The following is a 12,275-nucleotide window of genomic DNA, read 5'->3' as shown; positions in this document are numbered from 1 at the left end:
AGTTTAGTCGTTTTGATGGAGAGCGAGTATAATTCCTCAAGTTAACTTGAGGTAAAGAGCCTGATGAAAAAAGAACGCAACTATCCAAAGCCGGTCTTAACACCGGGTGAAGTGGCGCGCCGCAGCGGGGTGGCGGTCTCGGCGCTGCACTTCTATGAAACCAAAGGGCTGATCTTCAGCACTCGTAACAGCGGCAATCAGCGGCGATACAGCCGTGACGTGCTGCGACGCGTCGCTATTATCAAGATTGCTCAGCGTATCGGCATTCCGTTGTCAACGGTCAGTGACAGTCTGGATCACATTCCAGTTAACAAGCGCATGTCGACACCGGAGTGGAATGCGCTGACCCAGCACTGGCGCGAAGAACTGGATAAGCGGATTGAAACCCTGACCCGCCTGCGCAATGATCTGGATGGCTGTATCGGCTGCGGTTGCCTGTCGATGCGCGACTGTCCGCTGCGTAACCCCGGTGACCGGCTGGGTCAACAGGGCTCGGGTGCGGTGCTGCTCGACCCGGAACAGGATGATAAACATTCGGACGTGGAGTGACGTCTATACTAGGGGAAGGTCAAAACACAGGGAATCATGATGATCACCGTTCACCATCTTGAGAAATCACGCTCGCATCGGGTGCTGTGGCTGCTGGAAGAGCTGGAAGTGCCCTATCAGATTAAACGCTACCAACGTGAACCGACGATGCTGGCACCCGAGGCGCTGAAAAAAGTACATCCACTAGGAAAATCGCCGGTTATTACTGACGGGAACCAGGTGGTGGCAGAATCCGGTGCCATTCTCGAATACCTTGAAGAGAAATATGACCACGCGTTCCGGCTGCAAGTCAGTGATGAGGCGTCACGGTTGCAGTGCCGCTACTGGCTGCACTATGCCGAAGGCTCGCTAATGCCGCTGCTGGTGATGAAGCTGATCTTCGGTCAGATGGGTAAAGCGCCAGTGCCGTGGCTGCTGCGTCCGGTTGGTGCGGCCTTTGGCAAAGGGGTGCAGAAGGCTTTCCTGGATAAACAGCTGAAGCCGCACAGGCAGATGATCGAACAGCATCTGGCGACGCATCCCTGGTTTGCCGGTGAGCGTTTCACCATTGCGGATATCCAGATGAGCTTTCCGCTGCTGGCACTGGCGCGCCGTGCCGGACTGGATCAGATGCCCGCCACTGAAAAATGGTTGCAGACGGTGCAGCAGCGCGCCGCCTGGCAGCGCGCGATTGCGCAGGGCGGCGAGCTTTCGCTGCCTGGTTAATCGTCTCTCTCCACCGGCGCGTGCTGTACGATCACCGATGCGCCGGTGCAAATTCTCTCTTTATATGACATTAAGTTTATGGCCTCAGCGTTTCAGACTGGTCTCTGCCAGCCTGTTACGCCCAATCTTTATGCCAAAGAATCTCCCTCTTAGAGTTGAAAACGTGGCGCTAAACGCCGGATAATCGCATGCCTTTTTATCTGGCCGTTTTTGATGGCTAATTATCTGCGGCAAGGTAAACGTTTGCCTGGCGGTTTAATCCGGGCAGTGTCGCCATTTATCCGCTTATTCCAGGGACAGCGATGGTCGCAGAGCGATCCACACAACAAAAATTTTTGAGGCTCAACTATGTCAACTGAATCACGCCCGGCCAGTGGAAAACTGGACGCCTGGTTCTCGATCTCGGCGCGCGGCAGCAGCGTGCGTCAGGAAATTCTGGCCGGACTCACCACCTTTCTGGCGATGGTCTACTCCGTAATCGTGGTGCCGGGGATGCTTGGAAAAGCCGGTTTCTCCCCCTCCGCAGTGTTTGTCGCCACTTGTCTGGTCGCCAGCTTTGGTTCCATCATCATGGGGCTGTGGGCCAATCTGCCGATGGCCATTGGCTGCGCAATCTCCTTAACCGCCTTTACCGCTTTCAGCCTGGTGTTGGGTCAGCACATTAGCGTGCCGGTAGCGCTGGGCGCAGTCTTTCTGATGGGGCTGCTGTTTACCTTGATCTCGGTGACCGGCATTCGTGCCTGGATCCTGCGTAACCTGCCAATGGGCGTGGCGCACGGCACCGGTGTTGGGATTGGCCTGTTTCTGCTGCTGATCGCAGCTGACGGCGTGGGTCTGGTCGTGAAAAATCCGGCCCCGGGCCTGCCGGTAGCGCTGGGTCACTTCACCGCCTTTCCGGTGATGATGACGCTACTGGGACTGGCAGCGATTATTGGACTGGAGAAGCGCCGGGTGCCCGGTGGCATTCTGCTGACGATTATCGCCATTTCATTGCTCGGGCTGATATTCGATCCGGCAGTGAGCTACAAAGGATTGTTTGCGCTGCCGAGCCTGCGTGATGCCAGCGGTCAGTCGCTGGTGTTCAGTCTCGACATTATGGGCGCGATGCAGCCGGTAGTGCTGCCAAGCGTGCTGGCACTGGTGATGACGGCGGTGTTTGACGCTACCGGCACCATTCGCGCGGTCGCGGGCCAGGCAAATCTGCTGGATAAACAGGGCCAGATTATCAATGGTGGCCGTGCGCTGACCACCGACTCCATCAGCAGCCTGTTTGCGGGTCTGGTGGGCGCGTCACCGGCTGCGGTCTATATCGAATCGGCGGCAGGTACGGCGGCAGGGGGGAAAACCGGTCTCACCGCAATTGTGGTCGGCCTGCTGTTCCTCGCCATCCTGTTTATGTCGCCGCTGGCGTATCTGGTGCCGGCTTACGCCACCGCACCTGCATTAATGTATGTGGGTCTGCTGATGCTCAGTAACGTGGCGAAGGTCGACTTCAATGATTTTGTCGATGCGATGTCGGGGCTGTTAACGGCGGTGATTATCGTGCTCACCGGTAACATCGTAACCGGCATTATGATCGGCTTCGCCAGCCTTGTGGTGGGCCGTCTGTTCGCGGGTGAATGGCGTAAGCTCAACGTCGGCACCGTGGTGATTGCCATTGCGCTGGTGGCGTTTTACGCCGGTGGCTGGGCGATCTGACTGTACAACCGGGCGTGCGGCTGCACGTCCGGAATTTTTCACTGTTTTCCCGCCCGGCGCACGCGTAGCTGACAACCTTAACCGCAGTTTGTTTTACACTTTAGCGCTTAACCAATGATTGAAAGAAACGACGCCTAAGGAAAGCATGGAAATCTTTTTTACAATTCTCATCATGACGCTGGTCGTGTCGCTCTCTGGCGTCGCGGCCCGTATTCTCCCTTTTCAGATCCCGTTGCCGCTGGTTCAGATCGCCGTGGGTGCGATGCTGGCCTGGCCAACCTTTGGTCTGCATGTTGACTTTGACCCGGAGCTGTTTCTGGTGCTCTTTATTCCGCCGCTGCTGTTCGCTGATGGCTGGAAGACGCCGATCAGTGAGTTCCTGCATCATGGCCGCGAAATAATTGGCTTAGCTTTGGCGCTGGTACTGATTACCGTGATCGGTATCGGCTATCTGATCTACTGGATGGTGCCGGGTATCCCGCTGATTCCTGCCTTTGCGCTGGCGGCGGTACTGTCACCAACCGATGCCGTGGCGCTTTCCGGCATTGTCGGCGAGGGCCGCATTCCCAAGAAGATTATGTCGATCGTGCAGGGCGAAGCCCTGATGAATGACGCATCGGGCCTGGTATCGCTGAAATTTGCCGTGGCAGTCGCCATGGGCACCATGGTGTTTACCTGGGGCGGTGCCAGCGTTGAATTCCTGAAAGTCGCAGTGGGGGGGCTGATTGCGGGTGTAGCCATCTGCTGGCTCTATGGTAAGTCGTTGCGTCTGCTCAGCCGCTGGAGCGGTGACGATCCGGCTACCCAGACCGTGCTGCTGCTGCTGCTGCCTTTCGCCTCTTACCTGATTGCTGAGCATCTGGGTGTCTCAGGCATCCTGGCCGCCGTGGCTGCCGGTATGACCATCACCCGTTCCGGTATAATTCGTCAGGCACCGCTGGCGATGCGCCTGCGTGCCAACAGTGTCTGGCAGATGCTGGAGTTCGTGTTTAACGGCATGGTCTTTCTGATGCTGGGCCTGCAGTTGCCGGATATTCTGCAGACCTCTATCGATCAGGCGCAGGCCGATCCGAACGTCGAGATCTGGATGCTGTTTGCCGATATCGGGCTGGTCTATGCCGCGCTGATGATCGTACGTTTTGGCTGGCTGTGGATTATGCAACGCTTCAGCAAACGCCTGCTGAAGAAGAAGCCGCTGGAGTTCTCTAACTACTCGTTTCGTGAACTGCTAATCGCCTCTTTTGCGGGTGTGCGCGGCGCGATTACCCTCGCCGGTGTCCTGTCGATACCGCTATTCCTGACCAACGGCGAGCCTTTCCCGGCGCGCTATGAGCTGGTCTTTATCGCCACTGGCGTGATTCTGTTCTCGCTGCTGGTGGGGGTGATGCTCTTGCCGATTTTGCTGCGCGGCATTGATACCATTGATAAAGGCGCACACCGTCGCGAGCTACAGAATGCTCGTGCGGTAATGGCAGGCACAGCCATTGAGAGCCTGCACAAGATGGAAGACCGGCTGCAGAATGAGTCGGAAGAGAACATCGATCCGGAGCTGCTGAAAGAGGTGAGTCTGCGGGTGATTGGCAACTTACGCCGTCGCGCCGAAGGGAAGAATGACCTGGAACACGCGCTGTTCGCTGAGAACCTTGAGCGTCGCTTCCGCCTGACCGGACTGCGTGCCGAACGTGCTGAGGTCTATCATCTGCGTGCCACCCAGCAAATCTCCAATGAGACGATGCAGAAGTTACTGCACGACCTGGATCTGCTGGAAGCACTGCTGATCGAAAAAGAAGAATAAGACCTGACTGGCACGCCTGCTCATTAATGTGGCGTGCCAGCCTTTCACACCGACAGGCGCGGCGGCTCATCCGGCCAATGCTCGCGACAACAGGCTATCCACGCCTGCGCACTGCGCGACAGATAACTCCCTTCCCGCCAGATTAAACCCAGGCTCCATTTCAGCTCCGATTCCAGCGGTAGCCACAGCAGCGACTGCTTATCCAGCCGCTGACAGATCGGCTCCGGCAGAATCGCCAGCCCCATCTCCGCCTGCACCATCGCCGCCAGAAAATCCCACTGACCGCTGCGCACCGCCACCGTTGGCGTCAGGTTAAGCCGCTGAAACGCCTGCATCAGTTGACGATTCAGCGAGAACTCCTCATTGAAAATCAGCAGCGGATGCTGTGCCAGTTCTGCCAGGCCAATCTGCTGGCGGCTGAGCCACTCCGGGCAACGTGGCAACAGCACGCAGAGCGGATGATGCATCAGGGGCAGCGTGTTCAGCGGCAGCTCAGCGTCAACCGGCAGCGCGGTCAGGGCGATATCCAGACTGCCCGCCAGCACCGCCTGCTGTACGGTCAGACCGCCGAACTCAGAGATTTTAAGCTTAACGCCGGGATAGCGGCGGCGAAAAGCGGAGATCGATCCGGCGATCTGCATACCGACCATCGGCGGAATGCCGAGCCGTAGCTCGCCCGTTTTTAGCTGGTTGATGTCACCGATCTCCGCCTCCAGTTGATGAAACTCCTGCAGGATAGCCAGGCCGCGCTGATAGACCGCCTGGCCGCTGTCTGTGAGGTGCAGGCGGCGGCCATCGCGCAGGATCAGCGTACAGCCCAGCTCCTCCTCCAGTTGGCGCAGCATTTTGCTGATGGTCGGCTGCGTCACAAACAGCTTTTGCGCCGCACGGGTAAAGCTCTGCTGGCGTACCACTTCAGTAAAGTAACGCAGGGCGCGGACATCCATAACTATTCCTTTAAGGCATGATTGCGATAATTTTAATTCATTTTTTTCACCTTCTGTTGACGATTTATACTGTTGCGGTGAATTTAATCGGGGAGACAAGGTGATGGCGTTAGCGCTCACTCCACGCAGTAACCGCGCAGTGCAATGGTTAAGCCTACCGCTCCAGTTGGGGTTATATATCGGCCTGTTTATCGCCTGCGACCGGCTGGTGAGCTGGCTGCACCTGCCGCTGCCCGCCAATATCGTCGGGATGCTGCTGCTGCTGGCGTTAATCATAATGCGGATTGTGCCGCTGAACTGGGTGAAAGCCGGGTCACGCTGGCTGCTGGCCGAGATGCTGCTGTTTTTTATTCCGGCAGTGGTGGCGGTGGTGAATTATGGCGATCTGCTGCGGATCGATGGCTGGCGCATCTGCATGGTGATTGGCGTCAGTACGCTGCTGGTGCTGGCATCCACCGCCTGGGTGGTGGATCGGCTTTATCAGTTCGAAGTCGCGCGCGCCGCGCGTAAGCAGGATCCGCATGCGTGATTTTCTACTCAGCCTGCTGTGTGTGGCGGTCACGCTGCTGGTTTATGCGTTGAATAAACGGCTCTATCGTCGCTGGCGAACGCTGCTGCTGATGCCTCTGGTTATGACGCCGCTGGTGCTGGTGGCACTGCTGCTGCTGACGCATATCAGCTGGCAGGATTACATCGCAGAAAACCACTGGCTGCTCTGGCTGCTGGGACCGGCAACGCTGGCGTTTGCGGTGCCGGTCTATGAGAACGTGGAGATGATTAAGCGCCACTGGCTGTCACTGAGCGCGGGCGTGCTCACCGCCACGCTGGTCGCCGTCTGCAGTTCCGTCTGGCTGGCGCGGCTGTTAACCCTGCCGGAGCCGATCCAGCGTAGCCTGGCGGTGCGCTCCATTACCACGCCCTTCGCGCTGGCGGCGGCAGGCCCGATTGGTGGTCAGCCCGATCTGGTCGCGCTGTTTGTGGTGATCACCGGTGTGTTTGGCATGGCGGTGGGTGACGTGCTGTTTCTGCGCATCGCGATCAAGCAGGGCGTGGCGAAAGGCGCGGGATTCGGTGCCGCCTCGCACGGTGCCGGAACAGCACGCGCTTATCAGCTCGGGCAGCAGGAGGGCGTTGTCGCCAGCCTGGTGATGATGCTCTCTGGCGTAGTAACCGTCGTGCTGGCTCCGCTGATTGGACACCTGATGTGGGCAATATAGTCTACACTGCGTAGCGCAGGCGACGGCAGACATCCTGAAAGAGACGCATATTTTACGTAAAGTTTTCCAGAATTTGTTGTCTCCCCATTTCAGGCTGTTAATCTTGCGGCCGAATTAATTGTCATGGAGTGGAATCATGTTTAAGCAACTTGTTACCGGGTGCGCCCTCGGGCTGGTTTTACTGAGCGGTGCCGCTCAGGCGATTGAAGGCAGTGTTGATGTCAGCGAACACAACACCAACCTGAACCTGGGTCTGGGCACCACAACACCAGGTCTGTTTCTGAAGGGTAACTGGCTGCGTAGCGACCATGACGGCAGCACCTACGGTGCCGGTCTGGGTTACAACGTTGATTTCGGGCCGCTGCGCCTGGCGCCGACCGCAAAAGCGATCTTCACCCATCCTGAAGATGGAAAAGATGGATTTGCGGTGGCGCTGGGTGGTGCAGCACACTACAGCTTAAACAGCATGTGGGGCCTGTATGGCGAATATTATTATGCGCCAGAGTCGTTTACCGATCAGCTCGACAGCTATCAGGAAGCTGCTGGCGGCCTGAGCTTCACGCCAGTTTCACTGCTTAACCTGCGTGTGGGTTACCAGTACATCGAACTGAATAACAAAGGTGGACGCAAAGATAACGTGCTGGTCGATGGCCCGTACGTGGGTGCATCGCTGCGTTTCTGATTCTGTTGCGTGAAAGAAGAGGGCGACTATTCCGTTAGTCGCCCTTTTTTATTGCCTTGCGCGTTATGAACGAAAAGCCACGATCAGTGTGCTTTTCCCTGTTCAATGCCGGTACCCGTCTGCGAGCGAATAAACTGCGCCCGGAAGCGTGAACGCTCTTCTGCACCCTGTTGTGTAGGGTCGGTAATCGAGAACAGCCAGATACCGATGAAGGCCACTGCCATGGAGAATAGCGCTGGATACTCATACGGGAAAATCGGCGTTGCGTTGCCCAGCACCTGTACCCACACCGTCGGGCCGAGGATCATCAGAATGACGGCGGTCAGCAAACCGAGCCAGCCGCCGACCATCGCGCCGCGCGTCGTAAGTTTTGACCAGTACATCGACAGCAAGATGATCGGGAAGTTACAACTGGCTGCAATCGAGAAGGCCAGCCCGACCATAAAGGCGATGTTCTGTTTCTCAAACAGGATACCGAGCGCAATCGCCACCACGCCGAGCGCCAGCACGGTAATTTTTGAGACCCGTAGCTCATCTTTCTCACTCGCCTGACCTTTACGATACACGCTGGCGTAGAGGTCGTGAGACACCGCCGATGCGCCCGCCAGCGTTAAGCCCGCGACCACCGCCAGGATAGTGGCGAAGGCAACCGCAGAGATAAAGCCCAGGAAGGTGCTGCCGCCAACAGCGTTGGCCAGATGCACCGCCGCCATATTGGTGCCGCCAATCAACGCGCCGCTGGCATCTTTAAAGGCCGGGTTAGCGCCCACCAGCAGAATGGCACCGAAGCCGATAATAAAAGTCAGGAAGTAGAAATAACCCATAAAGCCGGTCGCCCAGAAGACACTTTTACGCGCCTCTTTGGCATCGGCCACGGTGAAAAAGCGCATCAGAATATGTGGTAATCCGGCCGTACCGAACATCAGTCCCAGCCCCAGCGACAGTGCCGAGATAGGATCTTTGACCAGCCCGCCAGGTTGCATGATCGCGATGCCTTTTGGATGGACAGCCATCGCTTCGGTGAACAGCGTATTGAAGCTGAAACCGGTCGCCTTCATCACCATCACGGCCATAAAGGTGGCACCAAACAGCAGCAGCACCGCTTTGATGATCTGCACCCAGGTCGTAGCCAGCATGCCGCCAAACAGCACATACATCACCATCAGAATGCCGACCAGGACTACTGCCACATGGTAGTTAAGGCCAAACAGCAACTGGATAAGTTTACCGGCCCCGACCATCTGAGCAATCAGGTAGAGCGCCACCACCACCAGTGAGCCGCAGGCTGACAGGGTGCGGATCGGCATCTGCTTCAGACGATACGAGGCGACATCGGCAAAGGTGTAGCGCCCCAGGTTGCGCAGCCGCTCGGCGATTAAAAACAGAATCATCGGCCAGCCGACCAGGAAGCCGAGCGAGTAGATCAGCCCGTCATAGCCGGACGTATAAACCAGTGCCGAAATGCCCAGGAATGAGGCGGCTGACATGAAGTCGCCCGCCATCGCCAGACCATTCTGGAACCCGGTGATATTGCCGCCCGCAGTGTAGTAGTCGTTGCGCGAACGGGTCCGCTTTGACGCCCAGTAGGTAATCCCCAGCGTGGCACCGACGAAAATCGTAAACATGATGATCGCCTGGTAGTTGGTCGCCTGGCGCTGCACGGCACCGGTTATCGCATCGGCAGCCAGCGCTGAAAACGGCAGCATTAAGGCCAGCAGCCATAAGGTGAAACGGGTCATGATTTCACCTCGCTGAGGATCGCCTTCGTTAAACGGTCAAACTCACCGTTGGCGCGCCAGACATAGACGCCGGTCAGCACAAACGACATCACAATCAGCCCGACGCCAATCGGGATACCGCGCGTCACGTTGGTGCCGGCATGTAGGGGCGTGCCGAGCCAGCCGGGTGCAAATGCAATCAGCAGGATAAAGCCGACATAGAGCACCAGCATAATCAGTGACAGTAAAGTCGCGAACGCCTGGCGTTTACGGACTAACACATGAAAACGGGGATTACGTTCAATCTGTTGATTGATTGCATCCTGATTCGAAAGGGTATCATTCATCACATTTTCTCCAGAGGGCTTGCAGGCGAGAACCTCGCGTCGGAGCGCGGATTCAGCTGGTTATAATATTTGTGACTACCGAAACAGACTGCGTAGGGCGGGTGTGGCGGGAAGCGATCTTCCCGCCGGACAGCATGCGCTTAAGGCATTTTGATCGACTGTTTCTCCTCAAGCAGTTTCTCTACTACGCCAGGATCGGCGAGCGTAGACGTATCACCAAGATTACTGGTATCGCCGGTGGCGATTTTGCGCAGAATACGTCGCATGATTTTACCGGAGCGCGTTTTCGGTAATGAGTCGGTCCAGTGCAGCACATCAGGTGTGGCGAGTGGGCCAATCTCTTTGCGAACCCACTGGCGTACTTCGGTGTACAACTCCGGCGATGGCTCTTCGCCATGATTTAGCGTGATATAGGCATAAATCGCCTGACCTTTGATGCTGTGCGGAATCCCCACTACCGCCGCTTCGGCAATTTTAGGGTGCGAGACCAGCGCCGATTCAATTTCGGCGGTGCCGAGCCGGTGACCGGAGACATTGAGCACGTCATCGACGCGGCCGGTGATCCAGTAGTAACCCTCCTCATCACGACGGGCACCATCACCACTGAAGTAGACATTTTTAAAGGTGGAGAAGTAGGTCTGCTCGAAACGGTCATGATCGCCATAAAGGGTACGCGCCTGCCCAGGCCACGACTCGGTGATCACCAGATTGCCTTCACAGGCGCCTTCCTGTGGCTGACCTTCGTTATCCACCAGCGCCGGCTGCACGCCAAAGAAAGGCCGGGTGGCAGAACCCGCTTTCAGCTCGGTTGCGCCAGGCAGCGGCGTGATCATGAAGCCGCCGGTTTCGGTCTGCCACCAGGTATCCACAATCGGGCAGCGGCTGTTGCCGATTTTCTTGTAGTACCACTCCCAGGCTTCCGGGTTAATCGGCTCGCCAACCGATCCCATAATGCGCAGGCTGCTGCGATCGGTACCGGCAATCGCCTTATCACCTTCCGCCATCAGCGCACGGATTGCGGTAGGGGCAGTGTAGAGCAGCGTGACTTTATGTTTATCGACCACTTCCGCCATGCGGCTCGGCGCGGGCCAGTTCGGTACCCCTTCAAACATCAGCGTGGTGGCACCACAGGCTAGCGGGCCATAAACCAGATAGCTGTGGCCCGTCACCCAGCCAACATCAGCGGTGCACCAGTAAATATCATCCTGATGGTAATCAAAGACGAACTTAAAGGTGGTAGCGGCATAGACCAGATAACCGCCAGTGGTATGCAGTACTCCTTTAGGTTTGCCGGTTGAACCGGAGGTATAAAGGATAAACAGCGGATCTTCCGCGCCGACTTCTGCTGCCGGATGGTTGGTGCTGGCGTTCAGCATCAGGTCATGCCACCACTGATCACGGCCTTCAACCCAGCCGACATCTTTACCGGTGCGCTGGAACACCACTACGTTTTTTACGCTGGTGACATGGGGATTTTTTAAGGCGTCATCGACATTTTTCTTCAGCGGAATGCTGCGACCAGCGCGGAGACCTTCATCGGCTGTGATCACCAGTGAGGCGCTGGAGTCGACGATGCGGCCAGCGACCGCCTCCGGTGAGAAGCCGCCAAAGATCACTGAATGGACGGCACCGATTCGCGCACAGGCCAGCATCGCCACTGCGGCTTCCGGCACCATCGGCATATAGATTGCCACCACGTCGCCTTTTTTTACCTCCAGCAGTTCCAGCACGTTGGCGAAGCGACAGACTTCGGCATGCAGCTGTCGGAAGGTCAGGGTTTTGCTTTCGCTGGCGTCGTCGCCTTCCCAGATAATCGCCGGGTGATCGCCGCGCGTCGATAAATGACGGTCAAGGCAGTTTGCCGCCAGGTTGAGCGTGCCATCTTCGTACCAGCGAATGTTTATGTTACCCGGTGCAAACGAGCAGTTTTTCACTTTGCTGTAAGGCGTAATCCAGTCAAGGATTTTGCCCTGTTCGCCCCAGAAACTGTCTGGATCGTCGACAGATTGCTGATACATCGCCTGATACTGTTCTGCTGTAATCAGGGTGTTTGCTGCAATATTCTCTGGAACGGGATGTTTGTGATTTTGGCTCATGGCGGATCTCCTTGAAGATGTTAATGATATGTCAATCAATGGTTAATTAAAGCCTGCGCCAGAGCTTTGTTTCTTTTTTGCGCCACAGATCACGTGATAAACAGCCGAACAGGAAGTGTGAAGCGATGCTGATATTTTCGGTTAACTCTCTGGCGGCGATAGAGAATTAAGGTCTCTCTTTTTCGCTTGCACCCTGAATAAAAAGCGAGCAAACGCGCCGGATCAGTTTTTAATCGTTCCTGCATAGCTATGCGTAAATTCATCGAAGTAATACTTTTCATAACAGCAGGTTAGGTATTTTCAGTGCGGGTAGCACTTTATGCTAATCAGATGGTGAACTTTTAATCGGATCCGCCAGGGGTTGCATTTACTACAGTGAAAATGGTACTTATCTCGCCCCTGTTCTGCAGGTATCAACTCAGACCGCGTCTGAAAATGGGTATGGGAATCATCAGGTTTTCATACGAGGCGCTGTTTCTAAACACCCTCTAATTTACCGGGCTTTTTGCTCACTCCCTGTG

General features: G+C 56.5%; 11 protein-coding genes. 7 read left to right on the top strand and 4 right to left on the bottom strand.

Going from position 1 to position 12,275, the window contains the following annotated elements:
* Positions 1-63 precede the first annotated feature (63 nt).
* The 4 genes from soxR to WFO64_RS10590 all read left to right on the top strand — a co-directional run bounded on the left by soxR (position 64) and on the right by WFO64_RS10590 (position 4,747).
* Positions 64-549: a redox-sensitive transcriptional activator SoxR gene (gene soxR, locus WFO64_RS10605; RefSeq protein ID WP_337011419.1), complete on the top strand. Its 486-nt coding sequence runs from the start codon at positions 64-66 to the stop codon at positions 547-549.
* Positions 550-588: 39 nt separating this feature from the next.
* Positions 589-1,254: a glutathione S-transferase family protein gene (locus tag WFO64_RS10600; RefSeq protein WP_337011532.1), complete on the top strand. Its 666-nt coding sequence runs from the start codon at positions 589-591 to the stop codon at positions 1,252-1,254.
* Between the two features lie 348 nt (positions 1,255-1,602).
* Positions 1,603-2,952 carry an NCS2 family permease gene (locus tag WFO64_RS10595; protein ID WP_337011417.1) on the top strand — a complete coding sequence of 450 codons (1,350 nt, stop codon included), beginning with the start codon at positions 1,603-1,605 and terminating at the stop codon, positions 2,950-2,952.
* A 145-nt stretch (positions 2,953-3,097) separates the two neighbouring features.
* On the top strand, positions 3,098-4,747 hold the full coding sequence (locus WFO64_RS10590; protein WP_337011415.1) for a Na+/H+ antiporter: 1,650 nt from the start codon (positions 3,098-3,100) through the stop codon (positions 4,745-4,747).
* A 44-nt stretch (positions 4,748-4,791) separates the two neighbouring features.
* Here WFO64_RS10590 and WFO64_RS10585 read toward each other — a convergent pair whose 3' ends face one another.
* Positions 4,792-5,694, bottom strand: a complete 903-nt coding sequence (locus WFO64_RS10585) for a LysR family transcriptional regulator (RefSeq protein ID WP_337011413.1) — start codon at positions 5,692-5,694, stop codon at positions 4,792-4,794.
* Between the two features lie 103 nt (positions 5,695-5,797).
* On the opposite strand from WFO64_RS10585, the gene WFO64_RS10580 reads away from it, so the two are divergent.
* From WFO64_RS10580 to WFO64_RS10570, 3 genes are all read left to right on the top strand, one after another.
* On the top strand, positions 5,798-6,223 hold the full coding sequence (locus tag WFO64_RS10580; RefSeq protein WP_337011411.1) for a CidA/LrgA family protein: 426 nt from the start codon (positions 5,798-5,800) through the stop codon (positions 6,221-6,223).
* Entirely contained in the window at positions 6,216-6,911 is a 696-nt protein-coding gene (locus tag WFO64_RS10575) for an LrgB family protein (RefSeq protein WP_337011409.1), read from the top strand. Before WFO64_RS10580 ends, WFO64_RS10575 begins: the two co-directional genes overlap by 8 nt.
* Positions 6,912-7,047: 136 nt before the next feature.
* Positions 7,048-7,593 carry a YfaZ family outer membrane protein gene (locus WFO64_RS10570; protein ID WP_337011407.1) on the top strand — a complete coding sequence of 182 codons (546 nt, stop codon included), beginning with the start codon at positions 7,048-7,050 and terminating at the stop codon, positions 7,591-7,593.
* A gap of 83 nt (positions 7,594-7,676) precedes the next feature.
* On the opposite strand, the gene WFO64_RS10565 is transcribed toward WFO64_RS10570, so the two are convergent.
* The 3 genes from WFO64_RS10565 to acs form a co-directional block, all read right to left on the bottom strand.
* Positions 7,677-9,332, bottom strand: coding sequence for a cation acetate symporter (locus tag WFO64_RS10565; protein ID WP_337011405.1), 1,656 nt, complete (start codon positions 9,330-9,332; stop codon positions 7,677-7,679).
* Complete coding sequence (locus WFO64_RS10560; protein ID WP_337011403.1) at positions 9,329-9,658, bottom strand: DUF485 domain-containing protein; 330 nt, start codon at positions 9,656-9,658, stop codon at positions 9,329-9,331. Before WFO64_RS10560 ends, WFO64_RS10565 begins: the two co-directional genes overlap by 4 nt.
* A 140-nt stretch (positions 9,659-9,798) precedes the next feature.
* Positions 9,799-11,754 (bottom strand): acetate--CoA ligase, encoded by a 1,956-nt coding sequence (acs, locus tag WFO64_RS10555; RefSeq protein WP_337011402.1) that lies wholly within the window; start codon positions 11,752-11,754, stop codon positions 9,799-9,801.
* Positions 11,755-12,275 lie beyond the last annotated feature (521 nt).

It is taken from the genome of Pantoea sp. AS142, assembly GCF_037152305.1.
Lineage (GTDB): Bacteria > Pseudomonadota > Gammaproteobacteria > Enterobacterales > Enterobacteriaceae > Pantoea.
This window is presented reverse-complemented; position numbering and strand designations above follow the sequence as displayed.

Excerpts from the sequence above, each read along its gene's own strand:
- acs (WP_337011402.1), bottom strand. The coding sequence starts at position 11,754 with ATGAGCCAAAATCACAAACATCCCGTTCCAGAGAATATTGCAGCAAAC.
- WFO64_RS10590 (WP_337011415.1), top strand. The coding sequence starts at position 3,098 with ATGGAAATCTTTTTTACAATTCTCATCATGACGCTGGTCGTGTCGCTC.
- WFO64_RS10570 (WP_337011407.1), top strand. The coding sequence starts at position 7,048 with ATGTTTAAGCAACTTGTTACCGGGTGCGCCCTCGGGCTGGTTTTACTG.
- WFO64_RS10595 (WP_337011417.1), top strand. The coding sequence starts at position 1,603 with ATGTCAACTGAATCACGCCCGGCCAGTGGAAAACTGGACGCCTGGTTC.
- soxR (WP_337011419.1), top strand. The coding sequence starts at position 64 with ATGAAAAAAGAACGCAACTATCCAAAGCCGGTCTTAACACCGGGTGAA.
- WFO64_RS10585 (WP_337011413.1), bottom strand. The coding sequence starts at position 5,694 with ATGGATGTCCGCGCCCTGCGTTACTTTACTGAAGTGGTACGCCAGCAG.
- WFO64_RS10580 (WP_337011411.1), top strand. The coding sequence starts at position 5,798 with ATGGCGTTAGCGCTCACTCCACGCAGTAACCGCGCAGTGCAATGGTTA.
- WFO64_RS10600 (WP_337011532.1), top strand. The coding sequence starts at position 589 with ATGATCACCGTTCACCATCTTGAGAAATCACGCTCGCATCGGGTGCTG.
- WFO64_RS10565 (WP_337011405.1), bottom strand. The coding sequence starts at position 9,332 with ATGACCCGTTTCACCTTATGGCTGCTGGCCTTAATGCTGCCGTTTTCA.
- WFO64_RS10560 (WP_337011403.1), bottom strand. The coding sequence starts at position 9,658 with ATGAATGATACCCTTTCGAATCAGGATGCAATCAATCAACAGATTGAA.
- WFO64_RS10575 (WP_337011409.1), top strand. The coding sequence starts at position 6,216 with ATGCGTGATTTTCTACTCAGCCTGCTGTGTGTGGCGGTCACGCTGCTG.